The following is a 21,950-nucleotide window of genomic DNA, read 5'->3' on the forward strand; positions in this document are numbered from 1 at the left end:
GCTAATGAAGGCGGGTGTTGCTTGAATGGCCGCGATGATAGCAAATGAATGTCGCAGGGTGAAGCGTGTAACAGCGCTTTGCAGAATTAGCACTTGAGAATCAATCTCGTTAAGATTAAGCTGTTGTCGCGTCAAGGAGGACGCCCCCTCCCCCATCTCGCAAGGAGCTTATACATGACCCGTCTGCTGCTGCCCCTTGAGCATCATCCGCAGGCCCAGAACATCGCTGACAGTTCGGTGCTGGAGCAATTGAAAAGGCTGCCACGCCGCGTCCAGCAGGTCTTGCTCCTCAGTCGCCTCGATCAGTTGAGTTTTGCCGCCATCGCCGAGCGCCTGGAACTGCCTGCGCTTACCGTGGAGCGCCACATGAACCAGGCCCTGCAGAGCGTTCGCCACGAGCATGACGCCGTAGCGAGCACCGCTGGCCAATGGTACGTACGCCTGCAGAGCCCACAAGTGACCGCCAGTGAACGCATCGACTTTCGCCGCTGGCTCGACTCTGACGCCGCACACCGTGAAGCGTTCCACGCCACTGAACTGCGTTGGCGATCACTGCTGGCCCCAGCCAGGCAACTGGGCCACGACGGCTGGTATCGCCAGCCTCGGGCGGCGTTAACGGTAGGTGGCTGCTCGGTCGCCATCGGCCTGGCCCTGGCAGCCATGGCAGCGATTGGTTTCTGGTCGTGAGCCAGGCGTGTAGAGTTAGGCTCACAACAACTCTACAGGAGCCTGGTGATGACCGTGACGCTGTCTACCCTGCACATCGATTGCGACTTCGATTCCGGTAACATTCTCATCAACGATGCCAGTGACCCGCGACGCACGCGCCTGGCGATTCGCCCTGACACCTGCAGCGAACATTTCCAGTGGTTCCACTTCAAGGTCAGCGGCCTGACTCCAGGCCAGCAACATACGTTCATCCTGGAGAACGCTGGCCAGTCCTCCTACAAGAATGCCTGGGCGGGCTATCAGGCCGTTGCCTCCTATGATCAACAACACTGGTTTCGCGTCCCAACCCAGTTCGACGGCAAGGCACTGAGCTTTGATCTGCAGGCCGAACAGCCCCAGGCCTGGTTCGCCTATTTCGAACCCTACACCCGCGCCCGTCACAACCAACTGATCGAACGCGCAATCAGTCTGCCTGGCGTGGAGTTGCTGGCAACAGGCCGCAGCCTCGATGGCCGCGACATTCCCCTGCTGCGTGCCGGCGACGGGGCCACGGGCAAACGCAAGATCTGGATCATCGCCCAGCAACATCCGGGCGAGCATATGGCGCAATGGTTCATGGAAGGCGTAATCGACCGGCTGCAGCATAACGATCCAACCGTGCAAGCCCTGCTCGAACACGCCGACGTGTATCTGATTCCCAATATGAACCCGGACGGCGCCTTCCGCGGCCACTTGCGCACCAATGCCGCAGGCCAGGACCTCAACCGCGCCTGGCAATCCGCCAACACCGACAAGAGCCCCGAGGTACTTTTCGCCCAGATGCAGATGAAACAACAGGGCGTCGATATGTTCCTCGATGTGCACGGCGACGAGGAAATCCCCCATGTATTCACCGCAGGCTGCGAAGGCAACCCAGGTTTCACCCCGCGCCTTGCCGAACTGGAAAAAACCTTCCGCGACAACTTGTGCAAACGCACCGTCGACTTCCAACAGGTACAAGGGTATCCGCGCTCTGCGCCAGGCCAGGCTAATCTGACCCTGGGCGCCAACAGTGTCGGCCAGAGCTTTGATTGCCTGTCGCTGACCCTGGAGATGCCATTCAAGGATCACGACGACGCCCCCAACCCGGAAACCGGCTGGAACGGCCTGCGTTCGCGAGAACTGGCCAGCGCCGTGCTGGATGTGCTTGGGCAAATGGTCGAACGCCTGCGTTAAGGCGCGGCAACCACTGCTTCAGACGTGACCATGGGCCTTGTGCTTAAGCCTCTCGGTGTCGACCCGCACGAACACCGAGTCGGCACTCACGGTCAGTACATCATCGGCCCAGACCTCACAGACAACCCGACTCTTGCGCCCTACCTCGCCTTCGACCCGGGCTTTGAGCAGCAGCTCGACGCCCATGGGCGTGGGCTTGAGGTAGGTCAGGTTCAATTGCCCGGTCACACAATCGATACGAGGCAAGCTCCCCGGCTCGCGCCCTTCAGCGCGGTAGTGATAGGCCATGGCAGTCCAGTTGGAATGGCAATCGACCAGCATGGCCAGTAGTCCACCGTAGACCAGCCCCGGCCAGCCGAGAAAGGTGCTGTCGGGCGAATGCCGACAGATCAGGTGAATACCGTCCTCATGCCAATGGCTTTGCAGGTGCAGGCCACTGGGATGGGAGCAGCCGCAGCCATAGCAGACGCCCTCGGGGGCGGCCAGTTCCTGAACGGATAGCAGAGCGTTGTTCATAAGCTTCCTGGTTGTCTGTATTGGAGGGAAAGCCAGGCTGATAGTACCGCTGTGCAACGCAAAAGCCCATGAACAGGTCATGGGCTTTTGCACACTGCACAGGTGCGCACTAGACGCTGCCGCCTGGTGTCAGTGACCGATCTGAAAGGTCATTGGCAACGGCTTTGCGACGGCTCAGGGAAATCAACAAGATCGCCAGGGTCACACCCGCGGTCATCAAGGTTTCGTAGCGGTAGGCTGGGCTGATCAACATGTAGCCCAGCACGGTCACGTTCAAGCCGATCACCAGCCAGGTCAACCATGGGAACAGCCACATCTTGAACGCAAGCTCGGTGCCTTGACGATCAGTGATGGCGCGCATGCGCAGTTGCGATACGGCGATAACCAGGTACACCAGCAGCGCAATGGCGCCTGTGGTCGAGAGCAAGAAACCGAAGACTTTGCCGGGGAACACATAGTTGACCAGGCAACCGGCAAACCCGGCAAAGGTCGAGAGTATTACTGCTACGGTGGGCACGCCATTACCAGAAATGCGCTTGGTCATGGGCAGTGCTTCACCCCGAGCGCCAAGCGAGTAAAGCATCCGCGAAGCCGTATAGAGGCCCGAGTTCATGCAACTGGTCACGGCGACCAGCACCACCAGGTCGACCAACATTTTGGCCCCCGGCACGTTGAGCACCTCTAGTACACGCTGGAAGGAACCCACGGCCTTGAGCTGCGGATCGTTCCAGGCCACCAGCGAGACGATGAAGAAGATCGAGACGATATAGAAGATGGCGATGCGGTAGACCACCAGGTTTGTAGCCTTGCGGATTTTCTCCTTGGGGTTCTCGGTTTCGTCCGCGGCAATGGTGACGATTTCAGCGCCGAAGAACGAGAAAATAGTGATCAACACCCCTCCCAGCACGGCACCGAAACCATTGGGCATGAAACCGCCGTTGGCCCAAAGCTGGCCGACACCGGAGGTGTTTTGCGCCATCGGCCAGACACCGAACACGGCCAGGGTGCAGACAACAATGAATGCCAGGATGGCTATCACTTTGATCAGCGCGAACCAGTATTCGAACTCACCAAAGTTCTTCACGCTGATCAGGTTGGTGCATGACAGCACGATCATGACCAGGAAGGCGAACAACCAGGAAGGCACGCCGGGAAAATAAGCATGCAGGATGTCGGCGCCAGCAATCGCTTCCACCGGGATGATCAGCACCCAGAACCACCAGTACAGCCAGCCAATGGTAAAGCCCGCCCAAGGACCGATGGCCTGGCTTGCGTAAGTGGAGAAGGAGCCACTGTTCGGGTTGGCAATGGCCATTTCACCGAGCATGCGCATGACCAGCAACACCAGCACGCCGGTCATGGCGTAGGAAATGAGAATGGCGGGGCCCGCCGTTGCGATGGCGGTGGAGGAACCAATGAACAACCCGGCACCGATAATGCCGGCGATGGAAATCATCGACACCTGACGGGATGTCAATCCGTGCTGCAGCGAACGCTGTTTCTTTTGTTGTAGCGATGCCATGTTCAACCCTCAACTGGGTATGTCGCTGCCTAGCAGGAGCAGTCGACAGGGTTAGAGCAGAAATTATTATTTTAAAGGTGGCGATTTTAATTATCGAAGGCTCGTCCCACGCCGTAGAAAGTTCAAAAACCGCAAGAATTCATTCAGTTAAACATTAACTTTCAAGCACACAAACGCGGCCCGTTAGTTTCCGCGGCTAGACTGTTTCGCTTACTGTTAATTTCAGTTGAAATCCTTGACCCGGATCAGTATTAATCTATACGACCGACACTCACAAACGACCTTTTAGAAAAACATAATTCCTCGAAGGAATGACCTCACGCTTTTTTCGCCGGATCACTTGACCATGTCCAAACGCCTGATGCCCTCGACCACCGCCCTGCAGTGCTTTGAAGCTGCCGCCCGGCACCTGAGCTTCACACGGGCAGCGCAAGAGCTGCACCTGACCCAGAGCGCAGTGAGCAAACAAGTTGCGCAACTGGAGGAGATGCTCAGCCACCCATTGTTCCAACGCATTCGCCGGCGCCTACACCTGACACCGGCCGGCGCCCTGTACCTGGCGCAGGTGAACAAAATTCTCGTCCAACTGGATATCTCCAGCCGCTACATCCTCAGCTACGGCGGCGAGACCGAAGTGCTGCGCATCGCAACCCAACCGACCTTCGGCGAACGCTGGCTGGTCCCCAACCTCAAAGGTTTCGGCGAGCGCCACCCGCGAATTCACCTGGATGTTCGCAATGCGCTGGAACCCTTTGACCTGGTCCAGGCCAAGGCTGACATCGCCTTTTTCTTCGGTCAGGGCACCTGGCCAGGGGCAACCTGCATTGAGTTGTTCAACGAGAACGTGGTGCCCGTATGCTCACCACAACTGCTCGCGCGGCATGCTTTTGCCAGTGCCAGCACGCTCACCGCGCAGCGTCTGCTGCAATGCACCTCGCGGCCGGAAGCCTGGCACGAATGGTTCAACGACCAGGGTCTGCACAGCGAAAACAGCTACCATGGCCCGCGCTTCGACACTTTTTCCATGTGTATACGTGCCGCCCAGGCAGGCTGCGGCATTGCTCTGATTCCGCATTATCTGGTGGCCGAGGAACTGACCGAGGGCAAATTGGTACTCGCCTGGCAACACGCCAAGCCTAGCGAGGGATCCCACTTTCTCGCGCACGCCGAACACGCTGCCGAAGTCCCCAAGGTGCGAGCGTTTGTGCAGTGGATCCGCGAGCGCGTAAGGCAACAAGCAATACTTTCAGAATTTCAGGAATAACCGCAATCGTTTAATTCGTTTGCGCTCAGTGCTGCGGTGTCGCTTATATATCAACTTAACTTGCCGGAGCCCGCGCGCACATGAGTCACGAATATATCAGCCAGTCCATTTCCGTAGTTCACCCGATCACCGTGTCGCACGGCAAAAATGCGGAAGTGTGGGACAGCAACGGCAAACGCTATATTGATTTTGTCGCAGGTATAGGCGTGTTGAACCTGGGCCATTGCAACCCAAGCATTGTCGCAGCCATCCAGGATCAAGCTACGCGACTCACTCACTATGCGTTCAATGCTGCCGGGCACCAGCCGTACATTGACTTGATGGCGCGCCTAACGGACTTTGTACCGGTCTCCTACCGCGTAAGCGGCATGCTCACCAACAGCGGTGCTGAAGCGGCGGAGAACGCCCTGAAAATCGCCCGGGGCGCCACCGGCAAAACAGCGATCATCGCCTTCGATGGCGGCTTTCATGGGCGCACCCTGGCCACCTTGAACCTCAACGGCAAGGTCGCCCCTTACAAGCAACGGGTTGGCGTGCTTCCAGGACCGGTCTATCACCTGCCCTTCCCCAGCGTCGATACGGGTGTCAGCAGCGATCAGGCTCTGCAAGCACTGGAACGCCTGTTCAGTGTCGAAATCGATGTCAATGAAGTGGCTGCAGTGATTTTCGAACCGGTCCAGGGCGAAGCTGGCTTCCTGGCCATGGAACCCGCATTTGCCCAGGCTTTGCGCGCTTTTTGCGATGCCCACGGGATCTTGATCATCATTGACGAGATCCAGTCAGGCTTTGGTCGAACCGGCCAGCGCTTCGCCTTCTCACGCCTGGGCATCGAGCCCGACCTGCTCCTGTTGGCCAAGAGTATCGCTGGCGGCATGCCGCTGGGCGCCGTGGTCGGGCGCAAGGACCTGCTAGACTGCCTGGCCAAAGGTGGCCTGGGAGGAACCTATTCAGGCAACCCGATGGCGTGCGCCGCGGCCCTGGCAACCCTGGATGCGATGACCGACAGCAACCTGGCCGATTGGGGCGAACTGCAGGAAAGTGCGATTGTCAGCCGCTACCAGCGTTGGAAAGCACAGCAACTCTCGCCCTATTTGGGTCGCCTGACCGGTACCGGCGCGATGCGCGGGATCGAACTGATCGACGCCAAGGGCGCGCCGGGCTCGGCGCAACTCAACCAATTGCTTGCCACTGCGCGGGATGCTGGGTTGCTGCTGATGCCGAGCGGCAAGGCGCGGCACATCATTCGCCTGCTGGCGCCACTGACCATTGAACCTGAAGTACTGAACGAAGGCCTGGATATTCTCGAACGCTGCCTGGCGAATCTTGACTGATTCAGCCTGAAGGATGCCACCAGCGCTTGATCCGCGGCCATACGCCTAGGCGAGAAAACTGAACAAGTGCCGGTTCTGCCGGCACCGGCAAGCGCTGCTCCCAGGAATCGATCGCCGCCTGCAACTCGGCATCATGACTCAGATGGTGTTCAACCTCGGGGCGCGGACCTGCCCCCAGCGAGCCAAGTTCGTACTCCAAAGCCAGCATATCGAATTCATCCTGGGAGTCGTTTTCAGGGTGGCCGTTCATTTCATGCACTCCCCGCACAGCAACCGGACTTTGCCTGCAACCTACAGGATACGCCCCGCAACGATTGCCGTTCAGCGAGGGGATGAAGGGCTATCCGCCGCCCATTGATACTTACAGGCCCAACTCTTCCGGGGTGAGCATGTCGCATTCAAAAGCGATCCAGCCGAACTCCAGCTCCGCATGGCCATTGACGATTGGGCCATAGTAAGTGAGGCCGTTGTCCAGGGTTACACAGATGTGCGTCGGGTTGTCGGGGGCTGCCAGGGCGCCGGTGAAGTGGACCTTCTTCAGGGACTCGGTGACGGCTTCCAGGCCGATCTTGATCCCCGGGTTCTCGACCGCCTCGACATCATCGCGCTGCTCGGCGCTAACGGTCACGGTGGCTGTGTGTTTGTACATGCTTGAACTCCAACGGCGGATAGATCGGCGTCTGCTGACGCACGCGGGCGCCTAGGGTAATGGACTCTCATAGAAAAATCCCCTTCGCTTCGACATCCGGCACGGCCAAAGACTGGTATTGTGCGCCCCCCGCCAAGACTAATCAGGGAAAACACATTGACTGCTGAACAACACCTGACCTCGGATCTTTTCGAAGTCGACAAGCGCCTGAGCCTCAAGCCCGTCGTGGACTTCAACACCTACCTGCAAAAAGCCTTCGGCGACGGCCCATGCCGCTGCAGCCGCTGCCAGGCTAGCGCTGGCGACGAAGCCGGGTACGAACATGCCCACACCTTCGAGCTGGCGGGGCAAACGCTGCATCGACGCTTTGCCACCACCTCGGGCAGTGATGTGCTGATGGTGCTCAAAAAAGCCTGGCTGTCGTACACCAAAGCCGACCTGGTAGTGCCGGGCGAGCTCGACCTGCAGACATTACGCGCCTTGGTCGAAGCGCAATTGCACAAGCGCCTGCTGCCACTGCTGCTGGCCAGCGGCCTGATTCGGGACATCGATGGAAAGCTGATGCTGCAGGTTCAGACCGGCGACTGAGGGGACAACCCCGTACCTAGCGGTTGTAGTTGAGGGTGCTCAATCCTCAAGTGGCTTGGGCGGCGGCAAGGGTTTGGCCGGTTTGCCTGGCTTGGCGGGCTTGCCGTCCTTGTTCGTTGCAGAAGCGGCCTGTTTCTGCTCCGCCACTGTCGGGGCAACGATGGCTTTTTCTTCGGCAGGCAAGGCATCGACTGCATCAAAGATTGTCTTTGGCTCTACGGTGCCGGTGTGCTCGATTCGATGCTTTTCGCCATCCTTGCCGACCAGCACCACCTGGGTAATCACGGTGTCGGCAGCGCTGAACTTGAACTCACGTATCAGCGCCATGGTTGCCTGCTGATCGAGGTACTTGTCTTCGCGCTTACCGATCATGCCGGCAATGCTGTACAGCACCAAGTTGCGCTCCTGGAACGCCGCCTTGGTGGCCGGGTCATTCAGGGCCTCGTTCAGCCCGCGAAGGGTCGGATCTGCGGTACTGGGTGCAATGACTATCAGTGGACGGGCCTTGTTCAGATCCTGTTCCAACGGGCTGGGATCACTGTTGGCGGCGAAGACCGGGCCAGCAATGGCCATCAAAGTGGCGAGGGTCAGTGACCGTACGAGCATGCGCATCTCCTTCAAGTTCCATGCATCAAAGACTACAGATCGCGACGAAAGATCTGAGGTGCGAGCCTAAACTACAGGACGAAATCCGTGGACAGCTCAAAGGTAACTTGCGGTTTCCATGTAAATCCTTGGGCATGTCCAGAACAGGCTGACATCTGAGTCTGAGGATAGCTGATGGCTGTCAGCCACGCTTGCCCCTGCCACTGCCGAAGGACTGGACCATGAGCGTTATCGAGACCTTGCTGTTGTTGCTGATCCTTGCCACCGCCCTCGGCTGTGGCCTGATGGGTGGGCTGTTCTTCGCCTTTTCCAACTTTGTCATGAAAGCACTGGAGCGCATCCCCGAGCAGAGCGCGGTGGCGGCGATGCAGTCGATCAACCAGGTGGTGATCAACCGACTGTTCCTGGCCTTGTTCTTCGGCACCGCGCTAACCAGCATCGCGCTACTGGTCTGGGCCTATCAGCGTTGGCCTTTACCAGGCAGCCTGTGTATGGCCATTGGCAGCGCGCTGTATCTGGCAGGCAATGTGCTGGTGACCCTGCTGTTCAACGTGCCGAAAAACCAGACCCTCGCCCGCCTCGATCCCACCAGCAGCGAAGCCGCAGCAGCATGGCATCGCTATGTGCCGAGCTGGAATCGCTGGAACCACGTTCGCACGGCAACTGCCCTGGCAGCGGCAGCCTGGCTGATGCTGGCGCTGGGGCTGATTCGGGGCGAGTAACGACTGCGCTAGAACAAGCCCATCTGCCGATCGATCAGGGCGGTGAAGTCGTCCTGCACAAATGGCAGGATGGCATCCGCCACCGGTTGCAGTTGCCGAGTCAGGTAGTGGTCGTAATCGATGGCGCTGTTCCGGGTTTCCAGGGGTTCGGGCCCAGCTACCGTCATCACATAGCTGATCCAGCCGCCGTTCTGGTACTGCCGAGGTCGACCCTGACGCTGGTTGAATTCATCGGCCATGCGCGCTGCCCGCACATGCGGCGGTACATTGCGCTGGTAGTCCGCCAGCGGCCGGCGCAGGCGCTTGCGATAGATCAGCAACTCGTCCAGTTCACCTGCGAGGGTTTGGCGCACGTACTCGCGTATGTAGGCCTGGTAAGGTTGCCTGCGAAAAATGCGCTCGTAGAGCACCTGCTGAAACTGGCGAGCCAGCGGCGACCAGTCCGTACGCACGCTTTCCAGGCCCTTGAAAATCATCTCTTCATGCCCGTCCCCGCGCTCGACCAACCCGGCATAGCGCTTCTTACTGCCTTCTTCAGTGCCACGGATGGTCGGCATCAAAAAGCGCTTGTAGTGCGTTTCATATTGCAGCTCCAAGGCGCTGTCGAGCTGATAGGCATCACGCAAATGCTCGCACCACCACTGATTGACCTGCGCCACCAAGCGACGGCCAATGACGTCAGCGTCGGCCTCGTTGTGAGCACCCTTGAGCCAAACGAAGGTGGAGTCGGTATCGCCATAGATCACCGTGTAGCCCTGAGCCTCGATCAACTCGCGAGTGCGACGCATGATTTCGTGACCGCGCAGGGTGATCGACGAAGCCAGGCGCGGATCGAAGAAGCGGCAGCCACTGGAACCGAGTACACCGTAGAACGCGTTCATGATGATCTTCAAGGCCTGGGACAGCGGCGCGTTGTGCTCGCGCTTGGCGCTCTCGCGGCCCTGCCAGACCCGCTCGACAATAGCCGGCAAACAATGGCGCGTTCGAGAAAACCGCGCCCCGCGAAAGCCGGGTACCGAGGTGTCATCACCCGGCTCGCGCAGACCCTCGACCAAACCCAGTGGATCGATTAGAAACGTGCGGATGATCGAGGGATACAGGCTTTTGTAATCGAGCACCAGCACCGACTCGTACAGACCGGGCCGGGAGTCCATGACAAAGCCGCCGGGACTGGCTTCGTCCGGGCGCTCGCCCTGGTTCGGCGCGACAAAGCCTTGGCGGTGCATCAAGGGAATGTAGAGATGACAGAACGCCGCCACCGAGCCGCCACTGCGATCGACCGGTAAACCGGTTACCGTGGCCCGCTCAAGCAGGAAGGTCAGGAGCTCGGTCTTGGCGAAAATTCGCGTGACCAACTCGCAATCCTTGAGGTTGTAGCGTGCAAGCGCTGGCTTGTCCTCGGCGAACATGCGGTTGATTTCATCCATGCGCTGGTACGGCGTATCGATGGCCTTGCCCTCACCGAGCAGAGTTTGCGCCACATTCTCCAGACTGAACGAGGGGAAGCTCCAGGTGGCCGAGCGCAGCGCTTCGATACCATCGATGATCAACCGCCCACTGGCGCCGGCAAAAAAGTGCGAACGGCTGCCATGTGCACGCCATTCCATTGCCTCGCCGCCCCGCCCAAGGCTCAGGGGAACCTTGAGCTGTTCAGCGTGGGCCTGCAGTACGCGCAAGTCGAATTGCACCAGGTTCCAGCCAATGATCGCATCGGGATCGTGCACCGCCATCCAGCGATTCAAACGTTCAAGCAATTGCGCGCGACTGGCGCAATACTCAAGGTCGAAATCAATGCCTTGGGCGTCACCATTCTCAGGACCGAGCATATACACCTGGCGCTGGCCGCAGCCTTCCAGGGCGATGGAATAAAGCTCGCCACGCTCGGTGGTTTCGATGTCCAGCGACACCAGTTTTAGCGCCGGTCGATAGTCGGGGGCCGGTTTTAGATGCGCATCCTGCAACACTCCCCGCTCGTCCGGGATGCCGCTGAAGCTGACCCCAGCGGTAATGAAACGCTCCATCAGATAGCGTTCAGGCGGCTTGATATCGGCCTCGTAGATCTGCACCCCGACCGCACGCAAGCGCTTTTCCAATTGCATCAATTGGCGATGCTGGCGGCAGTACAAACCAAGCACCGGCCGTTGTTCAAAGTCCCGCAGCGCCAGTGGCCGTAACTCGACGCCACGCTCACCACGCACTAATGCCTGGACCTGTTGGCGATGTACCTCGGGAATAAAGGCGACAGAGGTCTGCAACGGTATGCTCAAGCGTCGCGGACCTTGATCGGTGGCCAACCAGAATTCGACGCAGGTGCCTGCCGGGGTATCACGCCAATGCCGGGTCAGGACAAAGCCCTGCTGTAACTCCACCGCTGCAACCTCTGAACAACTGTCTGTAGGACGATTCTACCCTAGCCGACGGCTCACGCGCCCGGTGCAAAGCCGTGGCGATGAGCGCCCCCGGCAATCAACAAGGCCTGACCGATCAACACCAGCACACCGGTCATAAAGCGCGCAATGCCGTCACGCTTGCGCGTGTTCATCGACTTCATGGCTGAGCGGGTATTTGCCGAACATCGGCACGACGTCGCACACAACCATTAGTCATACAAATAATCGACACCGTGGAGCGGTAGTTGCGGCACCAGCGCCAGCAAAAATTCGCCCAACGCTCGTACGTCCCGCGCCTGCGGACTCGTTCGCGGCCAGGTCAGATAATAGCTCTCGGCAGTGGCCACGGCCTGGGGAAATGGCATGACCAGCCGGCCGCTGTCGAGCTCGCCCTGAGCCAGCAGCAAATCGACCACGGCAACGCCGGCGCCTTGCTGCGCGGCGCTAATACCTTGATCGAGGGTATCGAACAATTGGCCACGGTCGATTGTCACCTGCGCAGCCCCCATTCTGGTCAGCCAGCGGCGCCAATCGCGGCGATCTGCCGAAGGGTGCAAAAGTTCGATGAAATTCAATGCATCCAGGTGCGCAGCCGCCTTCACCGGGTGGTCAGGGCTGCATACCGGCACCAACCATTCGTCAAACAGCTTGAGACTGTCGACATCGGCGCAAAAGCGCCCGTCAGCCAGGAGGATGGCGGCTTCGAAAGGCTCGCTGTAGAAGTCGACGTTATCAACATCCATCCACACACTCGAGAGCTGCACACGGCTGTGGTGCTCCTGCTGGCGATATTGTTCCAGCGCCTTGAGCAACCACCGCACGGTCAGGGTGGAAGGCGCTTTCAAACGAATGCCTTTACGGTCTTGCTTGAGCAGGCCGCAGGCATTTTCGATGATTTTGAAGCCGACTTTAAGCTCTTGGGCCAGCAGGCGGCCGGGCTCGGTCAACGACAGTTTCGGTCCGCGGCGTTCAAACAATGCGCAGTCGAACAGGCTTTCCAGGGTCTTGATGTGATGGCTGACCGCCCCCTGGGTCAACGCCAGTTCATGAGCTGCCCGAGTAAAGGAGCCATGGCGCGCCGCTACCTCAAAAGCTCGCAGCGCCTGCAAGGCAGGAATTCGTTCGGACACGGCCGACCTCAAGCATTAGTAAGACTAATACAAAGCCACAATAACATGCGTTTTTCAAGATGCTCGTCGCTGTCGAGAATAGCCAACACGATTCCAGCTACCGAGCACAACGATGAACACCGCGCTACTGCTGACCTATGCACTGACTGTACTTCTACTGATCGCCACGCCTGGCCCGGTGGTGGCGCTTGTCGTCGACACTGCCGCCAATGCTGGCCGCCGCCAGGCGTTGATGACGGCCTTGGGGACCAATGGCGCCTCATTGGTACTGATCGCCCTGGCGGCCTGCCTGATTCTTACCAGCGCCACCATCGCCCCTCCTTTGCTCACGGCCTTGAGCCTGGCAGGCTGCCTTTTTATTGGCTACCTGGCCATTTCCAGCCTGCGCCAGACACTCGGGCAATCGGCCGGCGATGCACCTGCGCCGCCCTCCGCCCAAGGCGGCCTGTGGCGTGGATTCGCCACCGGCCTGTCGAATCCGAAGGACATTCTTTTTTTCGTGGCCCTGTTTCCGCAGTTCATCCATATCACTCACCACACCGGTAACAGCCTGTTACTACTTTCACTGGTCTGGGTAGTGCTGGATATGGCCATATTGGGGGCGTACATCCTGGTGACCCGGACGCTGGCAACCCCGCGGCATCAGCGCCTGATCAGTCTGACCAGCGGTGGCATGCTCCTAGTGATCGCCGTGACAGGGCTGTTTTACAATCTGAGCTCGCTTTGGCACTAATATTCTGCTGCTTTGGACAAGGGTCCTGAAATGGTTAAAATGCTCACCTTTGCCCCAGGCCCCTTCGAGCCCCACTACGGACAGTTGGATTGAACCCTGTAGATCACCGCGTTTCTCGTTCGTTGATGCACAGCCGTCAGACACCGCCTTGCAAGCGCTTTGCCCTGCCGGGCGCCTCGCTATTAGCCGCCGTGCTGGTCGTGCTGGCACCCGTCTGCGTTCAGGCAGAGGGCCTGCAGATCGATCCGCACGCCGATCTGTTGTATCGCCAAGCCCTGACCTTGCTGGAGCAGGCCGAGAGCCAGAACACCAGCTTCAGCCTGAAAACCAGCACCACCAACCAGGATCTGGCGCAACAGGGCCAGAACATGGGCCGCACCTTGGCCCCTGCGGTAGGCCTGTTGAAGAAAGCCGTGGAGCTCGACCACCCGGTAGCCCGCTACCGTCTGGCGTTGTACTACATGACCTACCTGCCCGCCGACCAGATTCCCGACGCCGCCTGCCCGCTGCTTGAAGCCAGTGTTGCCCAAGGATTTGCACCAGCAGCGCTGGGCATTGAGTCCTGGTGCCCGAACTACAACCAAAGCGCAGCGTTTGACCGCGACCTGGAAAACGTCAGCGCTGTCGCCAACCGCTACGCTTCTTACTATCCGCAACCGGCAGAACGCTTGCTGTGCAACCGCACCCAGCCCCAAGGGCTGGCCATGCAGTGGGGTCGCCAACGCGACTACCAGGCTGAAATCTACCGCTTGCAAGGCAATGGCAATCCTGCCCAACGGCAGTTTTACTGGCGCAAGGCGGTAGACCTGAACGGTTGTTTTGCGGTGCAGCAACGATTGCTCAGCAGCAAACATTGAGGCTTGCTTTCACGCCCCGACCTGCGCCATAGCAAGATCGTACAAGTCACCCGCGCGCGGCTCTGGCATGCTGTGCAACCTTGTTCAGTTGTCGCAGACGCCCATGCCCAATCCACCTTTCGCCCGCCAAGCCTTTATCCAGGACGCCATTGCCATTGTGCCGTTGTCCCTGGCCGTTGCCCCTTGGGGCCTGCTGGCTGGATCAATGGCAATCGAAGCCGACCTCACGCCGTGGGAAGGCCAGGGGCTTTCGGCTATCGTGTTTGCCGGCGCCGCGCAGTTGGTGGCGATCGGCATGATCAAAGGTGGCGCCAACCTGTTCTCAATCCTGCTGACTACCCTGTTGCTGACCTCTCAGCACTTGCTGTATGGCCTGTCGATGCGCCCGGTGCTGTCAGGGCTGCCGACACGCTGGCGGTTGGGCCTGGGCTTTTTGCTCACCGATGAGTTCTTCGCCCTGACCAGCCAGTACGACCAGCAGCAGTTCAATCGCTGGTATGCCCTGGGTGTGGGCCTGACGTTCTACATTGCCTGGAACCTGTTCACACTGGTCGGCATCATTCTCGGGCAGAACATTCCGCACCTGGATCAGTTGGGCCTGGACTTCTCTATCGTCGCGACGTTTGTCGCCCTGATCGCGCCATTGGTACGCAACCTGGCAACCGTGGTCTGCGTCGCCGTGTCCTTGTTCAGTTCGGTACTGTTCAGCTTCTGGTACTGGGAAACCGGCCTGGTGGCGGCCGGACTACTGGGCATGAGCGCGGGTTTCATCTGCCAGAAATTCAGTGGAGCACGCTCATGATCTTTGCATTGATTATCGGCATGGGCCTGCTGGTGTTTCTCAATCGCTATGCCTTTCTCGAACCGCGCTTGCCCCTGCGCCTGAGTTCCAACGCACGGCAATTTCTAGGATTTGCCGTACCGGGCATGCTGACTGCGATTTGTGGTCCGATCATTTTCTTGCCAGGCCATGAACTGGACCTGAGCCTGAGCAACCCCTACCTGCTTGGCTCGGTGGTCGCGGTGGTGCTGGTGCTGTTGACCCGCAGCACCTTGATCAGCATGCTGGTGAGCATGGCCTTTTTCTTCGTCATTCGCTGGTGGTTGAACGGCAGCCCATGAACCTTGCGCCGCAGGAACAGACCCGCTTCTGGCAAGCCCCCGCACTTGGCGATATCGAGCTGCTGCACGCTCGATATTTCCAGCAGCGCTTTGCTCCGCATGTGCATGAAGGCTATGTGATCACCATCATCGAGTCGGGCGCCCAACGCTTCTGGCACCGTGGCAGCGAACACCTGGCGCCGGTGGGCAGCATGGTGCTGATCAATCCCGATGAGCTGCATACAGGAGCGAAGGCCCACGAACAGGGCTGGCGCTACCGGGGTTTTTATCCGGAAAGTGAGCGCATCACCGGCGTGCTGGACGAACTGGAACTCAAGCGCGATGGCTTGCCCAGCTTCGAAGCCAGCGTGCTGCATGACCGGCAACTGGCCAAGGCTTTCAGCTGGCTGCACCGCTCGGCGGAACAGGGGGCCAGTGCCCTGGAACAACAGACCGCCTGGCGCGAGGCCGTATTGTTGCTGGTGCAACGCCATGCCCGAGTGGGCAGCGTCCGCCAGCCAGGTAACGAGCCCTGCGCCGTGGCCCGGGCCAAGGAGTTGATGGACAGTCGCCTGGCCTACCCGCCTTCACTGCAAGAGCTGGCTCAGTCAGTGAACCTTTCGCCCTTCCATTTCGCCCGCGTTTTCCGTCAGGCCACCGGTCTGCCGCCGCATGCCTGGCTCAAGCAGCGGCGCCTGAGCCGGGCGCGAGAATTGCTGAAAAACGACTGTCTGCCGTTCAATGTCGCGTTTGCCTTGGGGTTTTCCGATCAGAGCCACTTGAACCGACAGTTCAAGCAAGCCTATGGGGTGACGCCTGGTGAATACCGGCGTGCGTGTGTGGGCGAGCGTCTGGCTTGAACAATAAGTAAGTCGCCGGGCAAGCCTGCGTCTACCGGTTTCAGATAGGCGCACGCTTGCCCGGCACGCTGTCCATCAGGCCGGCGCAGACGTCCGGATCAAGTGATCAAAAGCCGCCAGCGACGCCTTGGCCCCCTCACCCACGGCAATCACGATCTGCTTGTACGGCACAGTGGTCACATCGCCCGCCGCAAATACACCCGGCAGGTTGGTCTGGCCACGGGCATCGACGATGATCTCGCCTCGCGGCGTCAACTCGACAGTGCCTTTGAGCCAATCGGTGTTGGGCAACAGGCCGATCTGAACAAAGATCCCTTCCAGTGCAATGTCATGCTGCTCGTCGCTGTTACGGTCTTTGTAGCGCAGGCCATTGACCTTCTCGCCATCACCCAGCACTTCGGTAGTGAGCGCACTGGTAATGACCTTCACGTTCGGCAAACTGTGCAACTTGCGTTGCAGGACAGCATCGGCACGCAACTGGCTGTCGAACTCGATCAGGGTGACATGGGCAACGATGCCGGCCAGGTCGATAGCTGCCTCGACACCCGAGTTGCCGCCACCGATCACCGCCACGCGCTTGCCTTTGAACAGCGGGCCATCGCAGTGCGGACAGTAGGCCACGCCACGGCTGCGGTACTCTTTCTCGCCCGGCACGTTCATTTCACGCCAGCGCGCACCGGTAGCCAGAATCACGGTCTTGGCCTTGAGCGAGGCGCCACTGGCCAGGCGCACTTCGTGCAGGCCGCCGTCGGTGGCTGGAATCAGCGCTTCGCCACGCTGTAGGTTCATTATATCCACGTCGTACTGTTTGACGTGTTCTTCCAGGGCCATGGCCAGTTTCGGGCCTTCAGTTTCCTGAACCGAAATGAAATTTTCGATCGCCATGGTGTCGAGCACCTGACCACCGAAACGCTCAGCGGCAACACCGGTACGGATGCCTTTACGCGCAGCGTAGATGGCCGCCGCAGCACCGGCTGGACCACCGCCCACTACCAGCACATCAAAAGCGTCCTTGGCGTTGATTTTCTCAGCCTGGCGCTCACCCGTACTGGTGTCCAGCTTGGCGACGATCTCTTCCAGCCCCATGCGCCCCTGGCCAAATACTTCACCATTGAGGTACACACTTGGTACAGCCATGACTTTGCGCGATTCGACTTCTTCCTGGAACAACGCACCGTCAATGGCGACGTGACGCACATTGGGATTGAGCACCGCCATCAGGTTCAGCGCCTGGACAACGTCCGGGCAGTTCTGGCACGACAGCGAGAAGTAGGTTTCGAAGTTGAACTCACCTTCAAGGCTGCTGATCTGTTCGATCAATTCGGCGCTGGCCTTGGACGGGTGACCGCCAACCTGCAACAGCGCCAGCACCAGCGAGGTGAATTCGTGCCCCATGGGAATGCCGGCAAAGCGCAGACTGATGTCTTTTGCAGCCCCTGGGCGATTGAGCGAGAACGATGGGCGGCGGGCGTCGCTGCCGTCCTCACGCAAGGTAATCAGAGTGGACAGGCTGGCAATTTCAACCAGCAAGTCGCGCATTTCGCGGGACTTCGCGCCGTCATCGAGGGAGGCAACGATCTCGATCGGCTGAGTGACCCGCTCCAGGTAGGTTTTCAACTGAGTTTTAAGCGTGGCGTCCAACATACGGGCGATTCCTTTTTCAAACGGTAGAAATAAAAACGCCCGAGCGAAAGCGCCCGGGCGTTTTGCGGGGCGGTGACAACGTCAGGTGCGGTGGCTCACCGCCCTCGGCTGGCTCACGGTCTTAGATCTTGCCGACCAGGTCCAGCGATGGCGCCAGGGTAGCTTCGCCTTCTTTCCACTTGGCCGGGCAGACTTCGCCTGGGTGGGCAGCGACGTACTGGGCAGCCTTGATCTTGCGCAGCAGTTCGCTGGCATCACGGCCTACACCGCCATCGTTCAGTTCAACGATTTTGATCTGACCTTCCGGGTTGATCACGAAGGTGCCACGGTCAGCGATACCGGCTTCTTCGATCAGCACGTCAAAGTTGCGCGAGATGACGTGGGTAGGGTCACCGATCAGCGGGTACTGGATCTTGCCAATGGTTTCCGAGGTGTCGTGCCAGGCTTTGTGGGTGAAGTGGGTGTCGGTGGACACACCGTAGATTTCCACGCCCAGGTCTTTGAATTCGGCGTAGTTATCGGCCAGGTCGCCCAGCTCGGTAGGGCAGACGAAAGTGAAGTCAGCCGGGTAGAAGAACACCACGGACCATTTGCCCTTGAGGTCGGCTTCAGACACTTCGACGAACTTGCCCTGGTGGTAAGCAGTGGCTTTGAACGGTTTTACCTGGCTATTGATAATAGGCATAAGTGACTCTCCTTCAGGGGGTTGAAAAAACTGATGGAAGAATCGTAGCCAATACACTCACTCAATGCTCATTGGTAAACCTCATGTTGGTGATTGGTTTTGGCTATAAGCGTGCGTCCCTATAGGTGAAAGGCGTCTTACCACACTAGAGTAAGACACGATCGTCAGGAACACACCTGGCGGTCAAAACTGAGGGACCATGGATCTTGGTTTGAGACTCAGGCAACTGGTAATTCACCGAACAGCGTTGCTGATTACCCCGCCCCCAACGCACTTGCAGGCTGCCCTGCGTCTCGATACCGCGTACATGCAAGCGGCTGCCCTGCCCGACCATCCCCAGTTCATCCCCGGCCTCATTGACCACGCTGGCGCCGAATGGCAACGCACTGCCATCCGCCAGCCGTGCATCGATCAAAGCACTGCGTCCGCTGCGCGTTGGGAAGTAAAGCAAAGGGGCGGCGCCAGCACGCGGCACAACCTGCTGACTACTGATCTGCAGTTCCACATCCTGCGAAGTGCCCTTGGGATCAAGTTCCACGGTGTTGAGGCTGTAGGGTGACAACTGTGGCAGTACGCCATATCCGCGCCGGTCGAGGCGCACCTGCGGCGCTTGCTTGAGCCGTGCGTGCTCCGCTCCGGGGGCGTGCACGATAGCAAAGCTTTCGCCTAACGACTGCGCCCCGGTCAACCCACCTGCGTGAGCGATGACTGCACCGCGAACACCCATGGAGACCTGCCGATAGTCGTTGTGCTGAAGCAACGAAGCACTGATTTCGGAGGCCGCGCCGCTGTATCGCAGGCTTGCATCCACACCCGCGGTGTTGCGTTGCTGGTCATGTGCCGTTGACAGGCCTAGACCATAGCTCCACTCGCTATGCTCACCCGCCGTTGTCGTGAACCGCGTGGTGCTGCTGCTCTGTCCCTTGCCGACACCGTTCCAACTGCTGTTCAACGAGCTTCGCCTTTGGCGGCCAAGCGGCATACTCAGGGACAAGCCAAACTGATTGAGATGCCCGGTCGAAGCGGACTGCTCTCGGGAGGCGGTAATGCCGTAGCCCAGTGATCTGTAACGATTGAAATAGCCCACTGAATAGCTCAAATAACTACCTGCTTGCCCCGAATACTGCATACGCGTGGCCTGCAAGCTGAACCGACCACGTTGATCACCCAAGCCCTGGCTGACAGCAACACTTGCGCGCACGCTTGCCTGTTGATTAGGTAAATTGCCCACCCCATCACTCTGTCCACGGGCAAAGTCGTTAAAACCGTAATAACCCGGGCGATTGCTGCTCAGACTGATGCTCAGATCAGTCATCGACGTCGCGATTACGTGTCGCCAATGGAGGCGAAGTGCTTCGCCACGGGCGGCCGGCTGCCCAGTCTGCTTTGCTCGCGAACCCAACAGGGTTAGTGCCAGTGCGCCGATCTGACTGTTGAATGTCGCCCCCATGGCGGCCGAATGGTAGCCATCGGCACCCAGCACACCACCATGGACGCTCATGTGATTGCTCAGGCCCTGTTGCCAACTGCCTTGCAAATGCTCGGGCCCGACGTTGCCCAGGCCATCGCGCCAACGCCCGAGGCTGAAGTCAAAACGACTGGCGCCTGGGCGCAGGGCCAACGGCGCAGCCTGATAAGGGACGGTATAGATACGCTGGTTACCATCGGCTTCCCTGATTGTCACTTCCAGGTCATCACTGTAGCCATTGGCATACAGATCGTTGATTTCGAACGGTCCTGGCTGAACTGTCGACTCATGCACAACAACACCTCGCTGACGTATGGTCAGCAGCGCCGTAGTGTAGGCAATGCCACTGACCGTCGGTGCAAAGCCACGTTGCGAAGCTGGTAGCATGCGTTCGTCGCTACCCAGCCCAAGTCCCAGGTAGGCAATGCTGTCGAAGACTTCACCTCGGCTGAAAGCCTCACCCAGTGTCAACTGCGCCTTCCACATCGGCACATCACGTTGCACATAGGTGGCAACCGGTTGGTAGCGCTGTTCCACACCCTCGCCCGCCTGCACGTTACCTTCATGGCGCCAATACCAGGCGCCGGTATTAACACCGCTGCGCAGGCCCAGAAAGGACTGGTTCCAATGCTGACTATCTGCCCTGCTCTGCTGGCTGAACTGGTTCAAGCGGTAATCGACGAACGCTGCTTGCGTACCGCTGCTCCACTGCTGCGCAGGCAAGTAGTCACGCGCATCGGACAACAATGCCAGTTGGGCGATCTGCAGGTTAAGTCGTAACGCGGAGTAGTCCAGATGCTCGCTGGCCTGTAACCCCAGCGCAGACAAGGGTACGCAACTGGCGTTTGCACGCAGTTGCGCTTGTGCAGATGGCGCCAGCCGGGATTGATCGATTGCCAACGCTTCGAGCAAGGTAGCACTGTAACAAGGTTGGGCTTGGTGACCGTCGCCCTGAAGGCGCAATGAAACCGGCCAGCGCCCGCTCCAGTTCTCATTGATCACGACATCCAGTAGTTGCTCACCCTCGGGTACGGCGTCAGCCTGTTGGAAACGGCTCACATCGGCCACCGGACCACCCTCGCCTTGCAGGAAGCGGGGATCGAACTCCAGTGCCAGCGCCTGCGCCGCACTGACCGCCAGCCCCATGCCCAGGCAACATAGCGCCTGGACCCGTCGCCATGGGCGACCGGTGCAAGATCTGTTCATGGTTATTGCCCCCAGTGCACTCAGTGCCTGGGCACCACTTCGGCTGGCGTGCGGGCAGGCAGCACCGTGCCGTAATCGTTGACACTGGCGAAGTGCACCGCCGCCATCGCAGCCTGGACACTCATCAGGCCTTTCACTGCGAATAGCTGGGCCGACAACGGCGCGATATGGCTGCTGATTACCGGATACTGACGACCGTCGACATGCACTGACAACTCACTGAGGTTGACGTAAAAGTGGCTCGGGTTATGGGCTTCGAGCATCCAGCCCTCAGCGCTGCGCAGCAAACGCCAGCTCACCGATTGCGCCGCTAGTTGAGCATTGCCTGCAAGCCCTTGGGGGCGATAGAGCAGCTTGATACGAGAACGCACGGCCAGTTGCAACGCGTTACCCTGGCCCTTAGGGGGAATGTCCAACACGTTAAGCCAGTAAAGGCTCTCGCGGTCAGAGGCAAATTCATGTTCGCTCTGGAACAGCCGTAGCGTCTGCCCCTTGCCGGGATCGAGCCGGAACAACCCTGGCGTCAGACTGAATGGCACGTTCAGTTGCTCCACCGGCACATCTGCTTGTCCGTCATCGACCCACGCTTGCACTAACGAGGGATGCTGGCCTTTGTTGCTGAGGCTGACGGTAACCTCCCCAGCATCGGCCGGATAAATCACCCGGGTGGTGGCAATCACCACGTTTGCATTGACCGCCCCGCTGAACACGCAGGCAGCCAGCAGCCACCCGCGCCACATTGGCAGGCAAAATCCTTTCATAGAGGTTTCCTGAAGCAACAAAGGCAGAAGAAG

The 21,950-nt window shown here is 59.3% G+C and carries 23 protein-coding genes; 11 read left to right on the top strand and 12 right to left on the bottom strand.

Annotation, left to right across the window (positions count from 1 at the left end; translation table 11 throughout):
* Positions 1 to 174: 174 nt before the first annotated feature.
* Positions 175 to 687 carry a DUF4880 domain-containing protein gene (locus tag D3Z90_RS15125; protein WP_136476834.1) on the top strand — a complete coding sequence of 171 codons (513 nt, stop codon included), beginning with the start codon at positions 175 to 177 and terminating at the stop codon, positions 685 to 687.
* 48 nt (positions 688 to 735) lie between these two features.
* Positions 736 to 1,884, top strand: coding sequence for a M14-type cytosolic carboxypeptidase (locus D3Z90_RS15130; protein ID WP_136476835.1), 1,149 nt, complete (start codon positions 736 to 738; stop codon positions 1,882 to 1,884).
* An 18-nt stretch (positions 1,885 to 1,902) separates the two neighbouring features.
* Here the strand turns inward: D3Z90_RS15130 and D3Z90_RS15135 are convergent, their stop codons facing one another.
* The gene (locus D3Z90_RS15135; RefSeq protein ID WP_136476836.1) at positions 1,903 to 2,400 is read right to left on the bottom strand and encodes a PaaI family thioesterase; all 498 of its coding nucleotides are present in this window, start codon (positions 2,398 to 2,400) and stop codon (positions 1,903 to 1,905) included.
* 109 nt (positions 2,401 to 2,509) lie between these two features.
* Positions 2,510 to 3,922, bottom strand: coding sequence for an amino acid permease (locus D3Z90_RS15140; protein WP_136476837.1), 1,413 nt, complete (start codon positions 3,920 to 3,922; stop codon positions 2,510 to 2,512).
* 346 nt (positions 3,923 to 4,268) lie between these two features.
* On the opposite strand from D3Z90_RS15140, the gene D3Z90_RS15145 reads away from it, so the two are divergent.
* Complete coding sequence (locus D3Z90_RS15145) at positions 4,269 to 5,186, top strand: LysR substrate-binding domain-containing protein (RefSeq protein WP_136476838.1); 918 nt, start codon at positions 4,269 to 4,271, stop codon at positions 5,184 to 5,186.
* 80 nt (positions 5,187 to 5,266) lie between these two features.
* On the top strand, positions 5,267 to 6,517 hold the full coding sequence (locus D3Z90_RS15150) for an aspartate aminotransferase family protein (RefSeq protein ID WP_136476839.1): 1,251 nt from the start codon (positions 5,267 to 5,269) through the stop codon (positions 6,515 to 6,517).
* Between the two features lies 1 nt (position 6,518).
* Here D3Z90_RS15150 and D3Z90_RS15155 read toward each other — a convergent pair whose 3' ends face one another.
* Together D3Z90_RS15155 and D3Z90_RS15160 are read right to left on the bottom strand one after the other, a co-directional pair.
* Positions 6,519 to 6,767: a hypothetical protein gene (locus D3Z90_RS15155; RefSeq protein ID WP_136476840.1), complete on the bottom strand. Its 249-nt coding sequence runs from the start codon at positions 6,765 to 6,767 to the stop codon at positions 6,519 to 6,521.
* A gap of 111 nt (positions 6,768 to 6,878) precedes the next feature.
* Positions 6,879 to 7,166, bottom strand: a complete 288-nt coding sequence (locus tag D3Z90_RS15160; protein ID WP_136476841.1) for a hypothetical protein — start codon at positions 7,164 to 7,166, stop codon at positions 6,879 to 6,881.
* Between the two features lie 156 nt (positions 7,167 to 7,322).
* Between D3Z90_RS15160 and D3Z90_RS15165 the strand changes: the two genes are divergently transcribed.
* Positions 7,323 to 7,754: a hypothetical protein gene (locus tag D3Z90_RS15165; RefSeq protein WP_136476842.1), complete on the top strand. Its 432-nt coding sequence runs from the start codon at positions 7,323 to 7,325 to the stop codon at positions 7,752 to 7,754.
* A gap of 39 nt (positions 7,755 to 7,793) precedes the next feature.
* On the opposite strand, the gene D3Z90_RS15170 is transcribed toward D3Z90_RS15165, so the two are convergent.
* Positions 7,794 to 8,360, bottom strand: a complete 567-nt coding sequence (locus tag D3Z90_RS15170; RefSeq protein WP_136476843.1) for a DUF4174 domain-containing protein — start codon at positions 8,358 to 8,360, stop codon at positions 7,794 to 7,796.
* Positions 8,361 to 8,581: 221 nt separating this feature from the next.
* Between D3Z90_RS15170 and D3Z90_RS15175 the strand changes: the two genes are divergently transcribed.
* The gene (locus D3Z90_RS15175) at positions 8,582 to 9,082 is read left to right on the top strand and encodes a DUF1772 domain-containing protein (RefSeq protein ID WP_136476844.1); all 501 of its coding nucleotides are present in this window, start codon (positions 8,582 to 8,584) and stop codon (positions 9,080 to 9,082) included.
* Positions 9,083 to 9,090: 8 nt separating this feature from the next.
* Here the strand turns inward: D3Z90_RS15175 and D3Z90_RS15180 are convergent, their stop codons facing one another.
* From D3Z90_RS15180 to D3Z90_RS15185, 3 genes are read right to left on the bottom strand one after another with little or no spacing between them, the layout of a single operon-like run.
* On the bottom strand, positions 9,091 to 11,451 hold the full coding sequence (locus D3Z90_RS15180; protein ID WP_136476845.1) for a DNA polymerase II: 2,361 nt from the start codon (positions 11,449 to 11,451) through the stop codon (positions 9,091 to 9,093).
* A 53-nt stretch (positions 11,452 to 11,504) separates the two neighbouring features.
* The gene (locus D3Z90_RS27055) at positions 11,505 to 11,633 is read right to left on the bottom strand and encodes a hypothetical protein (RefSeq protein ID WP_256658213.1); all 129 of its coding nucleotides are present in this window, start codon (positions 11,631 to 11,633) and stop codon (positions 11,505 to 11,507) included.
* A gap of 48 nt (positions 11,634 to 11,681) precedes the next feature.
* Positions 11,682 to 12,602, bottom strand: coding sequence for a LysR substrate-binding domain-containing protein (locus D3Z90_RS15185; RefSeq protein ID WP_136476846.1), 921 nt, complete (start codon positions 12,600 to 12,602; stop codon positions 11,682 to 11,684).
* A gap of 112 nt (positions 12,603 to 12,714) precedes the next feature.
* On the opposite strand from D3Z90_RS15185, the gene D3Z90_RS15190 reads away from it, so the two are divergent.
* The 5 genes from D3Z90_RS15190 (at position 12,715) to D3Z90_RS15210 (ending at position 16,153) form a co-directional block, all read left to right on the top strand.
* Positions 12,715 to 13,335, top strand: a complete 621-nt coding sequence (locus D3Z90_RS15190; protein ID WP_136476847.1) for a LysE family translocator — start codon at positions 12,715 to 12,717, stop codon at positions 13,333 to 13,335.
* Between the two features lie 125 nt (positions 13,336 to 13,460).
* Positions 13,461 to 14,192, top strand: a complete 732-nt coding sequence (locus D3Z90_RS15195) for a sel1 repeat family protein (protein WP_371922323.1) — start codon at positions 13,461 to 13,463, stop codon at positions 14,190 to 14,192.
* A 103-nt stretch (positions 14,193 to 14,295) separates the two neighbouring features.
* The gene (locus D3Z90_RS15200; RefSeq protein ID WP_136476848.1) at positions 14,296 to 14,994 is read left to right on the top strand and encodes an AzlC family ABC transporter permease; all 699 of its coding nucleotides are present in this window, start codon (positions 14,296 to 14,298) and stop codon (positions 14,992 to 14,994) included.
* Positions 14,991 to 15,314, top strand: a complete 324-nt coding sequence (locus D3Z90_RS15205; protein ID WP_136476849.1) for an AzlD domain-containing protein — start codon at positions 14,991 to 14,993, stop codon at positions 15,312 to 15,314. The genes D3Z90_RS15200 and D3Z90_RS15205 overlap by 4 nt, the downstream gene beginning before the upstream one ends.
* Positions 15,311 to 16,153: an AraC family transcriptional regulator gene (locus D3Z90_RS15210; RefSeq protein WP_136476850.1), complete on the top strand. Its 843-nt coding sequence runs from the start codon at positions 15,311 to 15,313 to the stop codon at positions 16,151 to 16,153. The genes D3Z90_RS15205 and D3Z90_RS15210 overlap by 4 nt, the downstream gene beginning before the upstream one ends.
* Before the next feature lie 75 nt (positions 16,154 to 16,228).
* On the opposite strand, the gene ahpF is transcribed toward D3Z90_RS15210, so the two are convergent.
* The 4 genes from ahpF to D3Z90_RS15230 all read right to left on the bottom strand — a co-directional run bounded on the left by ahpF (position 16,229) and on the right by D3Z90_RS15230 (position 21,917).
* Entirely contained in the window at positions 16,229 to 17,797 is a 1,569-nt protein-coding gene (gene ahpF / locus D3Z90_RS15215; RefSeq protein WP_136476851.1) for an alkyl hydroperoxide reductase subunit F, read from the bottom strand.
* Positions 17,798 to 17,918: 121 nt separating this feature from the next.
* A complete protein-coding gene (gene ahpC / locus D3Z90_RS15220; RefSeq protein WP_136476852.1) occupies positions 17,919 to 18,482 on the bottom strand; it encodes an alkyl hydroperoxide reductase subunit C in 564 nt (187 codons plus the stop codon).
* 145 nt (positions 18,483 to 18,627) lie between these two features.
* Positions 18,628 to 21,156: a fimbria/pilus outer membrane usher protein gene (locus tag D3Z90_RS15225; RefSeq protein WP_136476853.1), complete on the bottom strand. Its 2,529-nt coding sequence runs from the start codon at positions 21,154 to 21,156 to the stop codon at positions 18,628 to 18,630.
* A gap of 20 nt (positions 21,157 to 21,176) precedes the next feature.
* Positions 21,177 to 21,917: a molecular chaperone gene (locus D3Z90_RS15230; RefSeq protein ID WP_136476854.1), complete on the bottom strand. Its 741-nt coding sequence runs from the start codon at positions 21,915 to 21,917 to the stop codon at positions 21,177 to 21,179.
* Between the last annotated feature and the right edge of the window lie 33 nt (positions 21,918 to 21,950).

The sequence above is a fragment of the Pseudomonas sp. DG56-2 genome (assembly GCF_004803755.1).
GTDB classification, from domain to species: Bacteria; Pseudomonadota; Gammaproteobacteria; order Pseudomonadales; family Pseudomonadaceae; genus Aquipseudomonas; species Aquipseudomonas auratipiscis.